Origin of the sequence: Streptomyces drozdowiczii, from assembly GCF_026167665.1 — a bacterium.
Classification (GTDB): Bacteria; Actinomycetota; Actinomycetes; order Streptomycetales; family Streptomycetaceae; genus Streptomyces; species Streptomyces drozdowiczii_A.
The window spans coordinates 1,883,923-1,902,485 of the sequence record NZ_CP098740.1 but is presented as its reverse complement, the minus strand read 5'-3'; the positions used below and the strand labels follow the sequence as shown (position 1 = coordinate 1,902,485).

Genomic DNA, 18,563 nt, shown 5'->3' with positions numbered 1-18,563 from the left:
AGGCGGCCCGGCCGGTTCGGTGGTCGCGTCGAGCCGCGCTCAGGGGGTCAGCGGCAGCGCGGCCAGCTCGGCGATCGCCCAGGTGAGCGGGGCGAAGAGGACCAGCAGCGCCACCGCGCGCAGCGCCGTCGCCGCCCGCAGCGCCGAGGCCGGCGCCCCGAGCCGCAGCAGCGCCCTGGCCGTCTCGGCGCGGGCCTGCCGGGCCTCCAGGGCCGAGGTCAGGAGCGTCGCCGTCGTGCAGCCGACGACGAGCACCGCACCCAGGGCCGTGAGCGGACCGAATGGCCGGGGCCCGGTCCCGTACAGCGCGAAGGCGGCGATGACCGCCGACAGGACCGCGCAGACGATGCCCAGCGGGCGGCCGATCCGGCGCGCCTCGTCCATCAGGACCCGGCCGGCCAGCAGGCGTACGGCACCGGGCCGGACCGTCTGGAGCAGCTTGCCGCACAGATAGGTCAGGCCGGGGCCCGCCGTGGCCAGGCCGATCGCCGTCAGCGTCCAGCCGACGAGCACCGAGGCCGGGGTGGAGTCCAGCTTGCCGGGCAGCGGGAAGGGGCTGCCGGGCGTGCCCCGGCTCGCGTACGCCTCGACGGCGAGCCCGGCGGCGGTCAGGGCGACGCCCCAGGGCAGCCCGCCCGGAGGCGCGGCGGGGGCGGGGACCTCATCGGCGGGCACCGGTTCGCCGCCGTCGTCCGTCTCGCGCGCCGCCCGCACGGGCCGGCCGCGCAGCGCCAGCGCACTGGCCGTCGCGGCAGCCACCGGCACCAGGGCCAGCAGGACGAGCACGGCGGCGATGGGCAGCGACGCGTCCGCTCCGAGCAGATCGGCGGCGGCACCGTCGAACGGCAGCCCGGACAGGTCGCCGCGCAGATGGAGGAAGAACAGCAGCGCCACCGCGGAGCCCAGGGTGCACGAGACGGCGGTGGAGACCGCGGCCAGCACGCTCAGCTTCACCGGCCCGAGGCCCACGGCGGACAGCCCGGTACGCGGCCGGGTGCTCGGGTCCGTGCGGGCCACCGCGACCGCGAACTGCACGGTCGCCGCCAGCGGGACGAAGCACCACAGCAGCCGCAGCACCGCGCCCGCCGAGTGCGGGTGCGCGGCGGTGTAGCCGAGGGTGCACAGGAGGAGGAAGCCGACCCCGGCGGAGGCGGCCGCGACCAGCAGCCGCCGCATCAGGACCAGCGGATGGGAACCGCGGGCTAGACGGAGAGCGAGCACGCCGCGCGCCCCTCCGGATCGGCTTCGGCGGGCAGGCCGACCGTGGAGACGCGGCGCCCGTCGAGCAGCGGCACCACACGGTCGGCGAGCGCGGCGATCTCGGCGTCGTGCGTGGCGAGCACCACCGTGATCCCGTGCGAGCGCGCGGCACTGGTCAGGGTCCGCAGGACGTGGGTGCGGTCCGTGCGGTGCAGCGTCGCGGTCGGCTCGTCGGCGAAGATCACCGAGGGCCCGGCGGCGAGGGCGCGGGCCACGGCGATCCGCTGCCGCTGGCTCTGCTGGAGGGTGTGCGGACGCTTCTTGGCGCATGTGCCGATGTCCAGGCGCTCCAGCCACTCCATGGCGGCCTTCCTGGCCTCCCGGTGCGAGGCGCCGCGCAGCAGCAGCGGCAGGGCGGTGTTCTCCCAGGTGTTCAGCTCCGGGACGAGCTGGGGCTCGGGGGCGATCCAGCCGAACTTGTCGCGGCGCAGCCGCTCGCGCAGCCTCGGCCCCATCGTGTGCACGGGCACGCTGTTGAACCAGACCTCGCCCTGCTCGGGCACCAGCTGGCCGGAGAGGCAGTGCAGCAGCGTCGTCTTGCCGCTGCCGCGCGGACCGGTCACCGCGAGGATCTCGCCGTCGCGGATGCCCAGGGAGACCCCGCCGAGCGCGGGCGAGCCGTTGTGGGAATGCTGCAGGGAACGCGCCCAGATCACATCGTTGTCCGGCGGGGCCACCATGGCGTACACCTCGGTTCAGATCAGATATCCCGTCCCCCGTACGGGGGAACGAAGAGGGGGCCGATCGGTCACTCGGCACCGTAAGGATTCGGATCGCGGTGAGCGGACAGCACGCGGCCCGGGCCCGCCTCTTCCCACTCGATCGGCCGCATCCAAGCCGCATCCGGGCCGCTCCGGGGCCCCGGGAGCGCCTTGCCCGACACAGCACACCGGCGCCCGACTACGCTGGTCGTCTCACCCATTGGACATATACGAGGAGGGGTGGCCGTGACCGCCGAGGTACGCCGTCTGCGCAACTACATCAACGGGGAGTTCCGGGACGCCGCCGACGGGCGGACGATCGACGTGGTCAACCCGGTGACCGAGGAGGTCTACGCGACCTCGCCGCTCTCCGGCCCCGCCGACGTCGACGCCGCGATGGCAGCCGCCGCGGCCGCGTTCCCCGCCTGGCGCGACGCCACACCGGCCGAGCGCCAGCGCGCCCTGCTCAAGATCGCGGACGCGTTCGAGGAGCGGGCCGAGGACCTCATCGCCGCCGAGTCCGAGAACACCGGCAAGCCGATCGGGCTGACCCGCACCGAAGAGATCCCGCCCATGGTGGACCAGATCCGCTTCTTCGCGGGCGCCGCCCGGCTCCTGGAGGGGCGTTCGGCCGGCGAGTACATGGAGGGGCTGACCTCCATCGTGCGGCGCGAGCCGGTCGGGGTCTGCGCCCAGGTCGCCCCGTGGAACTACCCGATGATGATGGCCGTCTGGAAGTTCGCCCCGGCGCTCGCCGCGGGCAACACCGTGGTCATCAAGCCGTCCGACACCACGCCCGCCTCGACCGTGCTGATCGCCGAGATCATCGGGCAGATCCTGCCCAAGGGCGTCTTCAACGTCATCTGCGGCGACCGGGACACCGGCCGCGCCATGGTCGAGCACCGGACCCCGGCGATGGCCTCGATCACCGGCTCGGTGCGGGCCGGCATGCAGGTCGCGGAGTCGGCCGCCAAGGACGTCAAGCGGGTCCACCTGGAGCTGGGCGGCAAGGCGCCCGTCGTCGTCTTCGAGGACACCGACATCGCCAAGGCCGTCGAGGACATCTCGGTCGCCGGCTACTTCAACGCCGGCCAGGACTGCACGGCCGCCACCCGCGTGCTGGTCCACGAGTCCATCCACGACGAGTTCGTCACCGCGCTCGCCAAGGCCGCCGCCGACACCAGGACCGGCCGGCCGGACGACGAGGACGTGCTCTACGGCCCGCTCAACAACGCCAACCAGCTGGCCCAGGTCAGCGGCTTCATCGAGCGCCTTCCCGCCCACGCCCGGGTCGAAGCGGGCGGCCACCGGGTCGGCGACAAGGGCTACTTCTACGCCCCGACCGTCGTCTCCGGGCTCAAGCAGGACGACGAGATCATCCAGCACGAGGTCTTCGGCCCGGTCATCACCGTCCAGTCGTTCCGCGACGAGGCGCAGGCCGTGGAGTGGGCGAACGGCGTCGAGTACGCCCTGGCGTCCTCGGTCTGGACCAAGGACCACGCGCGCGCCATGCGGATGTCGAAGAACCTCGACTTCGGCTGCGTCTGGATCAACACCCACATCCCGCTGGTCGCCGAGATGCCGCACGGCGGTTTCAAGAAGTCCGGCTACGGCAAGGACCTTTCGGCCTACGGCTTCGAGGACTACACGCGCATCAAGCACGTCATGACGTCCATCGAGGGCTGAGCGACATCTCCGGGGCCCCGTGCGCACGGGGCCCCGGGCCTTCCCGCGCCATAGCGGGGGCGGCGTAAAGAGCCGGTAAATGCGGGCGTACGCTGCGGACATGAGCGAGCAACGCGCCTTGCGAAGGCGTATACGCGTGTGGTTGGTCGTCTTCATCGTCTGTCTGGTGCTGAGCGGGCTGACCGCCTTCCCGCTCGTCCACGAACTGCGGTGGACCGAGGATCTGCTGAAGTCCTCGGCCTCTCCCGTCCCCGAACACCTCCCGAGCCTGCTGGACTGGATCACCCGCGTCCGCACCGGCCTGGACGAGGCCGACGCCCGGTATCCCTTCGTGCTGTACGGCACCGACTGGCTGGCCTTCGCCCACCTGGTCATCGCGGTCGCCTTCTACGGGCCCTTCCGCGACCCGGTCCGCAACATCTGGGTGATCGAGTTCGGCATGATCGCCTGCGCCGGGATCATCCCGCTCGCGCTGATCTGCGGCCCGATCCGCGACATCCCGTTCTGGTGGTCGATTATCGACATGTCGTTCGGCGTCTTCGGGGTGATCCCGCTGCTGATCGTGCACCGCAAGATCAAGCGCCTGGAGGCCCTGGAGCGGGCACCCGAGCCCGCACCGGAGCCGGTGACCGTCTGATTCAGCCTGCCGAAGGGGCCCCGAAGACCGTCCCGACCACGCCCATGACCAGGGCGTTCTCCCCCTCGGCCTTCGCGTCCGTGGAGTTGATGCTGTAGACGAGGGTGCGGGAGAGGTCGCGCGTGGCCCCGAACCCCGTGTTGTAGCCCCAGCGGCCGCCGGTCTTGCCCCAGACCCGGCGGCCGCCCAGCTCCCAGGAGGACAGGCCGGCGCTGTACGCGGGTGCCTTGCCGGTCACGAAGTCGCGCACCGAGGGGTCGGGCAGCGTGAACATCTCCTCCAGCAGCGGGCCGCGCACCACCTCCCCCGGAACAGGGCGGTCAGGAAGCGCTCCAAATCGGCGGTGGTGGAGATGACATCCCCGCCGCCCAGCCGTCGGTGGGGCTCCACACGCTGACGTCCCGCAGCCCGGTGCTCCCGTCCGCCAGCTCCATGCGTTGGTACCCGTGGTTGTGCGGGCCGTGGATACGGGGATCGGCGCCGGGGAACGACGTGCCGCGCAGACCCAGCGGGGCCAGGATGCGCCGGGACACCTCCGCCTCGTAACGGTGCCCGGTGACCTTCTCGATCAGCAGCCCGGCCACCGTGTAATTGATGTTGAGGTAGTGCTGCCGGGTCCCCGCCGGGAACTCGCGCTCCTTGGCCGTGGCCGAGGCGACCAGCTCCCGCGCGTCGAAGCGGTGGAAGCGGTTGGCGTACCACTCCTCCACCGTGTCGCCCGGGAAGTCGGCCGACGGAAGCCCGCTGGTGTGGTTCAGCAACTGGCGTACGGTGACGTCCCCGTACGCCGCAGGGATCAGCTCCGGCAGGTAGGAGCGCACCGGGCGGTCCAGGCCCAGCCTGTGCTCGGTGGCGAGCTGGAGGACGGTCGCGGCGGTGAGGACCTTGGTCACCGAACCCGCCCGGAAGCGTGCGTCCGGGTCCGCCGGCCGCTTCGTCACCAGGTCGTGGACCCCGGCCGAGCCGCGCCACGCGCCCTCGGTGCCGCCCAGCCGGATCAGGGCGGCCGTCGCCCCCTCGTCGGGGAGCCCGGCTATGAGGTCGCCCAGCGCCTCGATGTCCGTGCCGGGCGTCGCCTGTGCGGTGGTGTGGGTCCTGCCGGGGGCCGGGGCGCCGGTCGCGAGGGCCGGTCCCGCGGTGCCCGCCGCGATGCCGGTGACCAGGGCGGTGGCGAGGACGGTACGGAGGATGCGGGCGTTCATCGTGATGCCTCCAGGCAGCGGGGTTCGTGGCGGCGAAGTCCTGTCGACCGCGCCGTTGTTGACCCCATCCTGCGGACCGGGAGGCCCTTGGCGGATCACCGGAGCGGGGGGTTCCCGGCGGGCTCGTTCCTCCCCTGCGCGGGGGAGGAGGACGGCTGCGCTCCCTCGGGCGAGGGAGCGACGAGCCCGGTCTCGTAGGCACAGATGACGGCCTGGATGCGGTCGCGCAGGCCCAGTTTGGACAGCACGTTGCCCACATGGGTCTTCACCGTGTGGTCGCTGACCACCATCGCCGCCGCGATCTCCGCGTTGGAAAGACCGCGCGCCAGATGCAGCAGCGTCTCGCGCTCCCGGGCGGTCAGCACGCCGAGCCGCCGCTCGTCCGCGACCGCCGCCGCCACCGCCGGGCGCGAGGTGTACTCGGCGATCAGCAGCCGCGCCACCGAGGGCGCCAGCAGCGAGTCGCCCGCCGCCACCACCCGTACCGCGTGCACGAGGTCGTCCCTGCGCACGTCCTTGAGCAGGAAGCCGCTCGCCCCCGCGTGCAGCGCCTCGTACACGTACGCGTCGGAGTCGAACGTCGTCAGCATCACCGTCCGGCAGGCGGTCCGGGCGCTGATCTCGCGGCAGGCGCCGATGCCGTCGAGCACGGGCATCCGGATGTCGAGCAGGGCCACGTCCGGCTCCAGCCGGCGCACCGCGTCCACCGCCTGCTTCCCGTCGCCCGCCTCCGCCACCACCTCGATGTCCGGCTGGGCGTCCAGGATCATCGCGAAACCGCTGCGGACCAGCTCCTGGTCGTCCGCCACCACCACACGGATCGTCAACTCCCCACCTCCAGCGAGGACGTTACCGGCGCCAGCGGCAGTGTGACGTCGACCCGGAAGCCCCGTCCGTCCGGCCCGGGACCGGTCCGCGCGCCGCCGCCGTGCGCCGCCGCCCGCTCCCGGATGCCGATCAGGCCGTGGCCGGAATGCGTGTCCGTCCCCATGCCGACGCCGTCGTCGGTCACCGAGACGGTCAGGCTGCTCTCCCCGTACGCCAGCAGGACGGCGGCCTCGGTGGCGGCGGCGTGCTTGACCGTGTTGGTCAGGGCCTCCTGCACGATCCGGAACACCGCGCTGTCGGTGTCGCGGGGCAGCGGGCGCTCCGGACCGGTCACCGTGTGGGTCACCGCCAGACCGCTGGACCGCACGCGCTCCACCAGGGCCGGGAGCCCGTCCAGGGCCGGCTGCGGGGAGCGGGGCGCGCCGGGCCCCTGCCCCTCCTCGCGCAGCACGCCGAGCATCCGGCGCAGCTGGACCATCGCGTCCCTGCCGGTCTCCGAGATCGCGTCGAACGCCGCCTCGGCCCGCTCCGGTGCCGTGCGGACCGCCACCGGGCCGGCCTCCGCCTGCACGATCATCAGGCTCACCGCGTGCGACAGGATGTCGTGCATCTCCCGGGCGATCCGGGCCCGTTCGCGGGCCGCCGCCTGCTCGGCCTCGATCCGGCGGGTGACCTCCAGCTGCCGCGCCCGGTCCTCGACCGCCCTGGTGTACGCCTGGCGGGTGTCGGTGAACCGGCCGAATCCGTACGCGGCCGTGAACACCATCAGCGAGAAGACCAGCTCACGGGCCTCGCCCGTGTTGAACGCCACCGAGGGGAAGACGACCGCCAGGGTCAGCGCCCCGCAGAGCTGACGAGACGGCGACGGGGCATGGGCGGCGACGCTGTAGAGGGCGACCAGGCCGGTGTACGGCAGGGTCTGCCCCGGACCGTCCACGGCCAGCCCGTACAGACCCTGCGCCGCCACCACGGCCAGCAGCACCCGCACGGGCGCCCGGCGCCGCCAGAGCAGCGGGAGCACGGTGAGGGTGGTCAGCAGGTACGCGGTCGGCGAGGCGGGTTCCAGGCCGGGGTCGCGGGGCAGCACCCACGGCACCGACACCGCCGCCTGCACCACCAGGACCACGCAGAGGTCGGTCACCCGGGGGCCCGGAGCGCCGGTCTCCCCCAGCCGGCGCCGGAGCGCGCGGGGCCCGGTCACGCTCTCCGCCCGCCCGCGTGCCGGTCGATCAGCTTGCTGAGGACGTCGATCCGGTTGGTGGTGACGGAGTCCACGCCGTGGCCGATCAGCCGCCGCATCGTCCGGCCGGTGTCCGCGGTCCAGGCCGAGACCAGCAGCCCGTCGCGGTGGTTGCGGTCCGTCAGCTCCCGGCTGACCAGCCCGAACCGGTAGTTCAGCCAGCGCGGCCGGACCACGTCGAGCAGCGCCGCACGCGGCGGAGCCAGCGTCGTCCAGGTCATCGCGATCTCGGCGGACGGGTCGGCCGCCCGCACCCGCAGCATCGCCTCGGGCCCCGCGCAGTAGTAGACCCGCTCCGCGGCCCCGCACTCCCGCACCACGCCCACCGTGCGCTTCACCGACTCCGGCGTGGAGCCCGGCAGATCGATCATCACGCGGTGCGCGCCGACGGCGAGCAGTGCCTCGCGCAGCGTCGGCACCCCGCCCGCCGTCAGCTCGGTCAGCTCCTGGTGGCTGAGCCGGTCCAGCCGCAGGTCATGGCCCCAGAGCCGGTCCAGCGTGGCGTCGTGCAGCAGGACCGGCACCCCGTCCCGGGTGACCCGGACGTCGATCTCCACCGCGTCCGCCCCGCGTTCGAGCGCGGAGCGGATCGAGGCGAGGGTGTTCTCGCGGGCGCGGTACGGATCGCCGCGATGGGCGACGGCGGTGACAGGCGTGGGCGTGGGCATGGGGCCATTGTCACCGCCGGCACGTCAGCGCCCGGCGCGAGTCAGCCAGTTGGTGGTGTACGTGTCGATCTCGTCGGTCAGCTTCCGCTTGCCGGCCGGGTCGAGGAAGGACGCCTCCACGGCGTTCTTCGCGAGCGCCGCCACGCCGTTCTCGTCCAGACCGAGGATGCGGGCGGCCACCGCGTACTCGTTGTTGAGGTCGGTGCCGAACATGGGCGGGTCGTCGCTGTTGATCGTGACCAGCACTCCGGCTTGCACCATCTCGCGGACCGGGTGCTGCTCGATGTCCTTCACGGCGCGGGTCGCGATGTTGGACGTGGGGCAGACCTCCAGGGCGATGCGCCGCTCGGCGAGGTGGTCGAGCAGCTTCGGGTCGGCGACGGAGCTGGTGCCGTGGCCGATGCGCTCGGCGCGCAGCTCGGTCAGCGCGTCCCAGACGGTCTGCGGGCCCGTGGTCTCCCCGGCGTGCGGCACCGAGTGCAGGCCCTCGGCGATCGCGCGGTCGAAGTACGGCTTGAACTGCGGGCGGTCCACCCCGATCTCCGGGCCGCCGAGGCCGAACGACACCAGCCCCTCGGGCCGCAGGTCCACCGCGAGCCGGGTGGTCTCCTCGGCGGCCTCCAGACCGGCCTCGCCGGGGATGTCGAAGCACCAGCGCAGCACGACGCCCAGCTCCCGCTCGGCCGCCTTGCGGGCGTCCTCGATCGCCTCCATGAACCCCTGCTCGGGAATGCCGCGCCGGGTCGAGGAGAACGGGGTGACGGTCAGCTCCGCGTACCGGATGTTCTGCCGGGCCATGTCACGGGCGACCTCGTACGTCAGCAGCCGGACGTCCTCCGGGGTGCGGATCAGGTCCACGACCGACAGGTAGACGTCGATGAAGTGGGCGAAGTCGGTGAAGGTGAAATAGTCCGCCAGCGCTTCGGGGGCGGTGGGGACCTTGGAGTCGGGGTGGTGCGCGGCCAGCTCCGCGACGATGCGGGGGGAGGCCGAACCGACGTGGTGGACATGGAGCTCGGCCTTGGGCAGCCCCGCGATGAAGGGGTGCAGGTCGGTCATCGGGGCCTCCGTGGGCATGGAGTGTGACGGGCTCCGGTCATGGGGCGACCGGGGCAGGGGACGGGAGTCATCGTAGGACGGGCCCGTAGCATGACCGCATCACGATGGGGGAGGCCCATGTCGGACAACACAGCTCAGCCCGCGGACGGGGCCGCACCGGTCGACCCCTGGGCACCGCCGGAGCGGCGCACGCCCCGCGAGACCCCGGCACCGGGCGGCCCCGAGCCCTCGGACGGCCAGGCGCCCCCGGCCGGCCGCGTGCCCCTGGACAAGAAGCCCGGCACCGGGGACCCCGGCGCCCCGCGCACCCCGGCCGATGGCATACCCGCGGACGGCACACCCGCGGACGGCACACCCGCCGACCGCATATCCGGCGATCCGCGACCGCCCGCCGTGCACGACCAGCTGACGGTCACCTCCATGCCGGGCATCGGAACGGGACCCGTACCACCCCCCGGATACGGCGCTCCGCAGACCGGGCCCGCCACCTGGGCCGCCCCCGGAGCCCTCGGAGCCCCCGGGTCCGTGCCCCCGCCGCCCGTCGGCCCGAACGGCCCGGGCCAGGCCGGACCGCCGCCCAGGACGGCTTCCCGGGCAGCCAGCCGCAGTACGGCTACCCCGGCCGGCAGGCGGCCCCCGGATACGGCTACCCCGGCGCCCAGCCACCGCAGTTCGGCTACCCCACCGGACAGGCGCCGCAGTACGGCTACCCGGGCTACCCCGGTTACGGAAACCCGTGGGGCGGACCGGCACCCGCCAACGGCTTGGGCATCGCCTCGCTGGTCCTCGGCATCATCGCGACGGCCGGCTTCTGCATGTACGGCCTGGGCATCGTCCTCGGCATCCTCGCGCTGATCTTCGGCATCATCGGCCGCGGCCGCGCCCAGCGGGGCGAGGCCGACAACGGGGGCGTGGCGCTGGCCGGGATCATCCTCGGCTCCATCGGGATCGTGGTCAGCGCGGCCTTCCTCGGTTTCTTCATCTGGCTCGTGACCAACGACGACCTCGACGACGAGGACAGCGGGTCCGACTACGAACCCGCGCCCGTCTCCCTCGTCGCCGAGGCGCGCGAACTCCCGCCGCTGGGCCACTTCTCCGTACGGACCTGAGCGCACGAGGACGACGGCTCGCGGGGCGACGGGGGACACCACCGCCGCCCCGCGAGCCGCCTCATATGGACCCGGCCGCGCCCCGCAGCTCCTCCCGGGCCGCCATCAGCGCGAACCCCAGCAGATTGAGCCCGCGCCACTCCGCCGGGTCCTGGGCGCGCGGGTCGTCCGCCGCGAGCCCGATGCCCCAGATCCGGTCCACGGGGCTCGCCTCCACCAGCACCCGGTCACCGGTGCGCAGCAGGAACGCGCCCAGCTCCGGATCCTGGCCGAACTTGTGCACGCTGCCCGCCACCACCAGGGCGTACCGCTCACGCTCCCAGACGGCGTCGTCGAAGCCCCGGACCAGCCGGCCGGCCTTCTTCGCCTCGGCGGGGCTCTTCGCCGCCACCGCCCGCTCCGCCGCCTCCGCGTCCCCGAACAGCTGGGCCTTGCCGGCCATCATCCAGTGCTCCGCCGACGCGTACGTCACGCCGTCGACCGTGAACGGCGAGGGCCACCACTGACTGAGGCAGCTCGCGCCGATGGAGCCGTCCGGGCGCGGCCGGTGCCCCCAGAAGTGCAGGTACTTCACCTTCTCGCCGCGGCCGGCCAGCTCGACCAGGTCCTCGACACTGCGCACGTCCCCCATGTGTTCCATGCTCCGGAGTCTGCCACCCGCCACTGACAACGGTCCGGCGTGACCCAGATCACTACCAATGAGTAGCCGAACCCGCGTCATGAACCGGCCCGGACCCGCTCTCTCCCGTGAACGCGCCCGCCGTCCGGCCGGCGCGACACGGACTACGGAGGCGGGCCATGAAGGGCTCGGAGGTCAGGGCAGCGGTCGAGTGGCTGGCGTCGGCGGCGCCCGACCCGGTCGCCTGCCGGTGGGACTGGGAGCGCGATCCGCGGGGATCGCGCTCCTGCCCGCCGGCCGGCGCTGGGACGTACTGATCCTGCCGGGGGAGTTGGGCTATCCCACGCTCGACGTGCTCACCCGGCTCATCGACCGGCCCGGCCCGGTCCTCGCGGACTTCGGCGAGTCCCGGATGGGGTTCTTCGTGCCGCCGGGCACCGTCGCCCGCTGGGTCGGCACGGGCATCCGGGGGGCCGGGAGCGGCACCTGGATCGTCGTCCCGCACCCGGGCCGCCCGGCCGGAAAGGTGCGCTGGCTCGTCCCGCCGGACGGCTCGGGCACCCTCACCGACGCCGCGCTCCTGGAGCTCGCGATGCACGAGGCGGCGGCGGGCCCGGCGGGAGGCGAGGGCGCCTGACACCGCCACGACGGGGTCCGGCGCTGCCAGAGGTCTTGACAACCCGATTGGTCTGGACCATGTTGTGCGCGCCGCATCAATTCCCCGCGCCGCACCAATTCCCCCCTGTACGGAGGCCGTTGTGGAACGCACAAGACCCCCGCCCGCATGACCGGACTGGTGGCCGCCTTCTCGGCCGCCCTGCTCACCGCGGGCGGTCTCGCCGCCTCGGCCCCCACCGCCGCCGCGGCCGACGCCGAGCTGGCGAGCAACGGCACCTTCGAGGCCGGGCTGTCCGGCTGGAACTGCTCCGGCGGCAGCGGAGCGGCCGTCAGCACCCCCGTACACGGCGGGACCTCGGCGCTGAAGGCCACCCCGGCCGGCAGCGACAACGCCAAGTGCTCCCAGTCCGTGAAGGTCAAGCCCGGCTCCACGTACACGCTGAGCGCCTGGGTGCAGGGCAGTTACGTCTACCTCGGCGCCTCGGGCACCGGCACGACGGACGTCTCCACCTGGACGCAGTCCGCCCCGGGCTGGCAGAAGCTCACGACCACCTTCACGACCGGGCCGTCCACCACCTCGGTCAGCATCTACACGCACGGCTGGTACGGCACCCCGGCCTACTACGCCGACGACATCAGCCTCATCGGCCCGGGCGGCGACCCGGTCGTGCTGCCCTCCGCCCCCACCGGCCTCAAGACCGGTACGGTCACCTCCTCCTCGGTCGCCCTGTCCTGGACGGGCTCCGCCGGGGCCACCGGCTACAACGTCTACCGGGGCGGCACCAAGGTCCAGAGCGTCACCGGGACCTCGGCGACCGTGACCGGACTCAGCGCCTCCACCGCGTACAGCTTCCAGGTCAGCGCCGTCAACGAGGCGGGCGAGTCCGCCAGGACGGCCGCGGTCTCGGCGACCACGGGCAAGGGCAGCGAAGGCGGTACGGGTACCCAGCTGCCCGCCCACGCGCTCGTCGGCTATCTGCACGCCAGCTTCGCCAACGGCTCCGGCTACACGCGCATGGCGGACGTGCCCGACTCCTGGGACGTCATCGACCTGGCCTTCGGCGAGCCGACCTCCGTCACCTCGGGCGACATCCGCTTCAAGCTCTGCCCGGTCACCGAGTGCCCGAACGTCGAGTCGGAGGCCGAGTTCAAGGCGGCCATCAAGGCCAAGCAGGCCGCCGGCAAGAAGGTCCTGATCTCCATCGGCGGCCAGAACGGCCAGGTGCAGCTCGCCACCACCGCCGCCCGGGACACGTTCGTCTCCTCGGTCGGCAAGATCATCGACGAGTACGGTCTCGACGGCCTGGACATCGACTTCGAGGGCCACTCGCTCTCGCTGAACACCGGGGACACCGACTTCCGGAACCCGACGACCCCGGTGATCGTCAACCTGATCTCGGCGGTGAAGACCCTCAAGGCCAAGTACGGCGACAAGTTCGTCCTCACCATGGCCCCGGAGACCTTCTTCGTCCAGCTCGGATACCAGTACTACGGCTCCGGCCCCTGGGGCGGCCAGGACCCGCGCGCCGGTGCCTATCTGCCGGTGATCCACGCGCTGCGCGACGACCTGACCCTGCTGCACGTCCAGGACTACAACTCGGGCTCCATCATGGGTCTGGACAACCAGTACCACTCCATGGGCGGCGCCGACTTCCACATCGCGATGACCGACATGCTGCTGACCGGCTTCCCGGTCGCCGGTGACCAGACGAAGGTCTTCCCCGGGCTGCGGCCCGACCAGGTCGCGATCGGCCTCCCGGCCTCCACCCAGGCCGGCAACGGACACACCTCGCCCGCCGAGGTCACCAAGGCGCTCAACTGCCTCACCAAGAAGACCGACTGCGGCTCCTACGCCACCCACGGCACCTGGTCGGGCCTGCGCGGCCTGATGACCTGGTCCGTCAACTGGGACCGCTTCAACAACTGGGAGTTCTCGAAGAACTTCGACGCCTACTTCGGCTGAGCACCCCGTACAGCAGCAGGAGCAGCAGCCCGCACAGGAACCAGCTGCCCAGCACATCCAGCGGCCAGTGATAGCCGCGGAGCACCAGACCGATGCCCGTCATCGCCGTCAGCAGGACGGCGATGACGGGCATCATCCACGCGTGCCGCCCCCGCCCGGCGAGCAGCAGCGCCGAAGCCCCGTACGCCACCGCCGCCGTGGCCGCGTGCCCCGACGGGTAGTAGCCGGTGGCCTCCGTCAGCGGCCCGGGCCGGGCGATCCAGTCCTTCAGCGGTACGACGAGCAGGGGCACCGCCGCCATCGCGAGGGCAGCCCCCAGCGCCTCCCACCGCCGTCCGCGCAGCAGCGACCAGCCGATCGCGCACGCCAGCACCGGAAGGGCGACCTGCGTATTGCCGAGATCGGCGAGGAATTCGGTGAGCCACCGGGGGCCGTGGCCGACGAGCGCCCGACCGGCGCGCTCGTCGAGGCCGCGCAGCGGGCCGTCGGCGGCGATCTGCCAGGTGGTCAGCGCGAAAAGGGCCGACAGGCCCGACACCAGGGAGAAAAGAAAAGCCGTCCGCCCCGGAACTGGGGGGGTTGTTCCGGAGCGGACGAGTGGACCGGTTTGCCGCGCGCCCCGGGGGTGTGGGGCGGGCGGCCATCCGATCGGTGAGGAGTTCCGGAGCGTGGTGCCCCAGTGGTGTGCGCGAAGGCACGCCCGGGACGGTGCCGAGGAAGCTCCGACCCGGATTCACCCGCAGTCCCCTGCGGGCGGGGTGTTTCTCTCATCTGCGGAAACCGTACGTCAGGGGAAGGGGGACCGATAGCGGGTACGGTATCCCGCCATCGGCCCCCCACCTTTTCTTCACAGGCCCGCACGCGAATCCGGGGCTCAGATCCCGGCGAAGGCGCCCTCCAGGACGTCCAGGCCCTCGTTCAGCAGGTCCTCGCCGATCACCAGCGGCGGCAGGAAGCGCAGCACGTTGCCGTACGTGCCGCAGGTCAGGACGAGGACGCCCTCGGCGTGGCACGCCTTCGCCAGCCGGGTGGCCGCCTCCGGGTGCGGCTCCTTCGTGCCCGGCTTCACCAGCTCGATCGCGATCATCGCGCCGCGGCCCCGGATGTCACCGATGAGCCCGCCGTTCGGCAGCTTCGCGCGCATCGCTTCGAGGCGGCCCTTCATGACCTCCTCGATGCGCTTCGCCTTCTTGTTCAGGTCCAGCTCGCGCATCGTCTCGATCGCCCCGAGGGCGCCCGCGCAGGCGACCGGGTTGCCGCCGTACGTACCGCCGAGGCCGCCCGCGTGCGCCGCGTCCATGATCTCGGCGCGGCCGGTCACGGCCGACAGCGGAAGGCCGCCCGCGATGCCCTTGGCCGTGGTGATCAGGTCCGGCACGATGCCCTCGTCCTCACAGGCGAACCACTGGCCGGTCCGGCAGAAGCCCGACTGGATCTCGTCGGCCACGAAGACGATGCCGTTGTCCTTCGCGAACCGGGCGATCGCCGGCAGGAAGCCCTTGGCCGGCTCGATGAAGCCGCCCTCGCCGAGCACCGGCTCGATGATGATCGCCGCGACGTTCTCCGCGCCGATCTGCTTGCTGATCTGGTCGATGGCCTGGGCGGACGCCTCCGCGCCGGCGTTCTCGGCACCCGTCGGCCAGCGGTAGCCGTACGCCACCGGCACCCGGTAGACCTCCGGCGCGAACGGGCCGAAGCCGTGCTTGTACGGCATGTTCTTGGCGGTCAGCGCCATCGTGAGGTTCGTCCGGCCGTGGTAGCCGTGGTCGAACACCACGACCGCGGTGCGCTTGGTGTACGCGCGAGCGATCTTCACCGCGTTCTCGACGGCCTCGGCGCCCGAGTTGAACAGCGCGGACTTCTTCGCGTGATCGCCCGGGGTCAGCTCCGCGAGCCGCTCGCAGACCTCCACGTACCCCTCGTACGGCGTGACCATGAAACAGGTGTGGGTGAAGTCCGCGAGCTGCGCGGAGGCCCGGCGCACGACGGCCTCGGCGGAGGCGCCGACCGAGGTCACGGCGATCCCGGAACCGAAGTCGATCAGCCGGTTGCCGTCCACGTCCTCGACGATCCCGCCGCCTGCCCGCGCGGTGAACACCGGCAGCGTGGAGCCGACGCCCGCGGCGACCGCCGCGAGCCGGCGGTCTTGCAGCTCGACCGACTTCGGACCGGGGATGGCGGTGACGAGTCGGCGCTCCTGCGGGATTTCGGTCATGCGGGGCTCCTGGGGGTGTTTCGGACGCTTCTTCGTTGTGCAGGCTAGGCGCGGGACCGGGGGTCGGGCATGCTCCGATCGGTAGTGGTCGCGTACGTGTCGTTGTCCGCGGAGGACAGAAGGCGGCGCGGGGGCACGGGGCGTGATCCCGGCGGTCACTATCCGGGCGCGTTGCTGAACTCACCGTGTACGCGCACTAGATTGACCGGTGCAGTGACGGACCTGGCTGGTCAAGGGGGCAACGGTTCATGGAGAACGACGGTACGCACGGCGCGTGGGGCACGCGGGGCGCGCAGCCGCCCGACGCGCGGGCCGGAGGCTCCGTACCGCGTCCGGCCGGCCCGCCCCCGCTTACCCTCCCAGGGTCCCGCCCCCGCGCACACCCCGCCCCGAGCGCCGCCTCGCCCACCGCCGACTGGTTCAACGCCCCCGCCCCGAGGCCGGACCCGGCGTCTGGCGGTACGGATTCGTGCCCCGGGCCGCCGAGCGCCCGCCGCGGCCGTCCCTGGTGGGCCCGGCAGCGACGCTCGTCCTTTGGCTGCTGCTGTGGCTGCTGCTCTCGGCGCGCGCCGTCCCCTATGTGTTCAAGCCGATCGAGATCATCACCGGGCCCGAGTGGTGGACCCTCGGCGGTCTGCGGGACGACGCTCCGGGCCTGGTGGTCGACTCGACCACCCTCTACTACGAGGTCCTGGTGCTCATCCTGGGCTTCTACGCCGCCCGGGTCGGCGGCTGGGCCCACGTCCTGCGGTACTTCGCCGGCGAGCGGTACGAACGCCTCCGGCTGACGCTGTCGGTGGCCGCCGCGGTGGTGCTGCTGTGGCTGGCCTGGACCCCGAAGGTGCCGCTGCTGCTCGTGCTCATGGGGTCGGCGCAGGACTGGCTGCTCAGCGGCGACCGGCTGAAGGCCACCGTGGCCGCCTACACCTGCTACGCGCTGACCACCGCCATCGTCGTGTGGCCCATCGCCCGGGCCGCGCACTGGGGGGACGCCCTCCGCGACCTCCGGGCCGGACGCGCACCCGGCCGCCCCCGGTCGCGGACGGCACCGCCCCCGCCCCGGCGGACGGCCCCCTGCGCGCCCAGTGGCCCGAGCTGCGTGCCGCCGGCGCCGCCGATGCCGCCGAAGCGCTGACCGCCGCCGTCTACGCGGGCCGGATGAACGACGTGGACTGCGTACGTGTGGGCCACGCCTGGACCGGGGCGCGCGGCCGCCCCGACCGGCTGGCCTCCTTCACCGAGACCGTGCTCCGCAAGGGCGCCGACGCCTTCCTGCACCCCTCCGGCCTCCGGGACGTGCCCCGGCGCACCGCCACCCACGACCCGCTCACCGGCCAGGTCCGCATCGGGGAGTGTGCCGACGACCCGCGCAACCCCTACCCGCGCCGGGGCTCCGGCATGGCGCTGGAACCCGCGTCGCTCGGCACCTCCCTGCTGGTCGTCGGCCCGCCCGGCTCCGGCAAGACCGAACGGGTCGTCCGGCCGGTCGTGGAAGCCCTCGCGCTGCGGGCGCTCACCGGACAGGCCGCGGTGCTCGCCGTCGGCGCCGCGGGCGGCGGGCTCGGCCCGGACGACGCCTACGACGTCGTCATCCGCATCGGCGACCCCGCCTCCCTCCACGACTTCGACCTGTACGGCGGCACCACCGACCCGGACGAGGCCGCGACGGCCCTCGCCGAGGGGCTGGCCGGGGACATCCCCACCCTGGAGACCCGGCGCGCCGCGACCGCCCTCGGGCAGCTGCTCGGCCCGTTCCGCACGGTCCACGGCCGCTTCCCCTCCGTACCCGAACTCCGCGAACTCCTCGAAGGCTCCGCCGCCGCGCTCGGCGCGCTGCGCGAGGCCCTGGCGGCCGGGGGACACCAGGCGATGCTGCGCGAGCTGGAGGCCAGGGCCCGCCAGGCGGGCGGCGGCGCCGACCCGGCCGCCGTCCTGGCCGACCGGATCGCCACGCTCGACCGGCCCGCCTTCGCGGGGTTCTTCGCCACCGGCGAGGACGCCCGTCCGTTCTCGCTGCGCTCCCTGGGCCGGCACCCGCTCCGGGTCCGCGTCGACCTGCCGGAACGGGCCCACGCCGAGGCGTCCCGCATCCTGGCCCGCCTGGTGCTCGCCCAGTTCAACGCCGTCACCGCCGCCCGGACCGACCGCGCGCTGTTCGTCTGCCTCGTCCTGGACGACGCCACCCACGCCGTCACCGCCGAGACCGTCCGGGGCATCCGCCGCCTCCGGTCCGTCAACGCCGGGGCGGTCCTCGCCCTGCGCACCCTGGACGACGTGCCGGAGGGGCTGCACACGGCGCTGCTCGGGGCGTTCGGCTGCACCATGGCCTTCCCCGGCCTCACCACCTGGGACGGCAAGCGCTTCGCGGAGGCGTGGGGGAAGGAGTGGGTGGAGGTCCGCGAGGTCGCCCAGCACGGCGTCTTCGCCGACCAGCCGCTCACCCGCGCCCTGCACTCCCTGCGCAAGATGGCCACCGGCAAGGCCGTCACCACGGACGCGGTGACCGTGCGCCAGGTCGAACGGGAACGCTGGTCCGCCTCCGCGCTCGCCTACGAGCTGCCGCACGGCCACGCGGTGCTCTCCCTGACCACCGTGGCCGGCGAGCACATGCCCCCGTTGCTCGTGCGGCTGGCCGGCTGAGGCGGGGGAGGCGGCAGGGGCGCGAGTGGCAGCGGTGACAGGGACTCTGCCACCCTGGCAGAATCGAAGTGAGCCGTTCATACGGGACGGCGAAATCGCCCCCTGCCGAAGGCCCTCA

Annotated in this window: 11 protein-coding genes and 5 pseudogenes; 6 read left to right on the top strand and 10 right to left on the bottom strand. The window is 73.1% G+C overall.

From position 1 onward, the window contains the following. Positions 1-39: 39 nt before the first annotated feature. On the bottom strand, positions 40-1,221 hold the full coding sequence (locus NEH16_RS08380) for a hypothetical protein (RefSeq protein WP_265540630.1): 1,182 nt from the start codon (positions 1,219-1,221) through the stop codon (positions 40-42). Then, a pseudogene (locus tag NEH16_RS08375) lies at positions 1,203-1,856 on the bottom strand (ABC transporter ATP-binding protein); the annotation flags it as partial. The pseudogene NEH16_RS08375 and the gene NEH16_RS08380, both read right to left, overlap by 19 nt. Positions 1,857-2,207: 351 nt before the next feature. Between NEH16_RS08375 and NEH16_RS08370 the strand changes: the two are divergent. Further along, on the top strand, positions 2,208-3,647 hold the full coding sequence (locus tag NEH16_RS08370; RefSeq protein ID WP_073964836.1) for a gamma-aminobutyraldehyde dehydrogenase: 1,440 nt from the start codon (positions 2,208-2,210) through the stop codon (positions 3,645-3,647). 100 nt (positions 3,648-3,747) lie between these two features. Next, positions 3,748-4,284: a hypothetical protein gene (locus NEH16_RS08365; protein WP_265540624.1), complete on the top strand. Its 537-nt coding sequence runs from the start codon at positions 3,748-3,750 to the stop codon at positions 4,282-4,284. Position 4,285: 1 nt separating this feature from the next. Here NEH16_RS08365 and NEH16_RS08360 read toward each other — a convergent pair. The 5 genes and pseudogenes from NEH16_RS08360 to NEH16_RS08340 form a co-directional block, all read right to left on the bottom strand. Further along, positions 4,286-5,486 (bottom strand): annotated as a pseudogene (locus NEH16_RS08360) (serine hydrolase domain-containing protein). A gap of 95 nt (positions 5,487-5,581) precedes the next feature. Continuing rightward, the gene (locus NEH16_RS08355) at positions 5,582-6,313 is read right to left on the bottom strand and encodes a response regulator (RefSeq protein WP_265540622.1); all 732 of its coding nucleotides are present in this window, start codon (positions 6,311-6,313) and stop codon (positions 5,582-5,584) included. Then, the gene (locus tag NEH16_RS08350) at positions 6,310-7,455 is read right to left on the bottom strand and encodes a sensor histidine kinase (RefSeq protein WP_265547109.1); all 1,146 of its coding nucleotides are present in this window, start codon (positions 7,453-7,455) and stop codon (positions 6,310-6,312) included. The genes NEH16_RS08355 and NEH16_RS08350 overlap by 4 nt, the downstream gene beginning before the upstream one ends. Before the next feature lie 56 nt (positions 7,456-7,511). After that, positions 7,512-8,222 carry a glycerophosphodiester phosphodiesterase gene (locus NEH16_RS08345; protein WP_265540620.1) on the bottom strand — a complete coding sequence of 237 codons (711 nt, stop codon included), beginning with the start codon at positions 8,220-8,222 and terminating at the stop codon, positions 7,512-7,514. 24 nt (positions 8,223-8,246) lie between these two features. Further along, positions 8,247-9,281 carry an adenosine deaminase gene (locus NEH16_RS08340; RefSeq protein ID WP_073963682.1) on the bottom strand — a complete coding sequence of 345 codons (1,035 nt, stop codon included), beginning with the start codon at positions 9,279-9,281 and terminating at the stop codon, positions 8,247-8,249. Between the two features lie 258 nt (positions 9,282-9,539). Between NEH16_RS08340 and NEH16_RS08335 the strand changes: the two are divergent. Next, positions 9,540-10,390: pseudogene (locus NEH16_RS08335) on the top strand (DUF4190 domain-containing protein). 61 nt (positions 10,391-10,451) lie between these two features. On the opposite strand, the gene NEH16_RS08330 reads toward NEH16_RS08335, so the two are convergent. Continuing rightward, positions 10,452-11,021 carry an NADAR family protein gene (locus NEH16_RS08330; protein WP_265547108.1) on the bottom strand — a complete coding sequence of 190 codons (570 nt, stop codon included), beginning with the start codon at positions 11,019-11,021 and terminating at the stop codon, positions 10,452-10,454. Positions 11,022-11,188: 167 nt separating this feature from the next. On the opposite strand from NEH16_RS08330, the pseudogene NEH16_RS08325 reads away from it, so the two are divergent. Further along, positions 11,189-11,646, top strand: a pseudogene (locus tag NEH16_RS08325) (hypothetical protein). A gap of 147 nt (positions 11,647-11,793) precedes the next feature. Beyond that, positions 11,794-13,590, top strand: a complete 1,797-nt coding sequence (locus tag NEH16_RS08320; RefSeq protein WP_265540617.1) for a chitinase — start codon at positions 11,794-11,796, stop codon at positions 13,588-13,590. Here NEH16_RS08320 and NEH16_RS08315 read toward each other — a convergent pair. After that, complete coding sequence (locus NEH16_RS08315; RefSeq protein WP_343299512.1) at positions 13,544-14,128, bottom strand: phosphatase PAP2 family protein; 585 nt, start codon at positions 14,126-14,128, stop codon at positions 13,544-13,546. The two genes, NEH16_RS08320 and NEH16_RS08315, sit on opposite strands and share 47 nt — an antisense overlap. A 336-nt stretch (positions 14,129-14,464) precedes the next feature. Next, a complete protein-coding gene (gabT, locus tag NEH16_RS08310) occupies positions 14,465-15,805 on the bottom strand; it encodes a 4-aminobutyrate--2-oxoglutarate transaminase (protein ID WP_265540616.1) in 1,341 nt (446 codons plus the stop codon). A gap of 248 nt (positions 15,806-16,053) precedes the next feature. Here gabT and NEH16_RS33855 point away from each other — a divergent pair. Beyond that, positions 16,054-18,445 (top strand): annotated as a pseudogene (locus tag NEH16_RS33855) (ATP/GTP-binding protein). Positions 18,446-18,563: the final 118 nt, after the last annotated feature.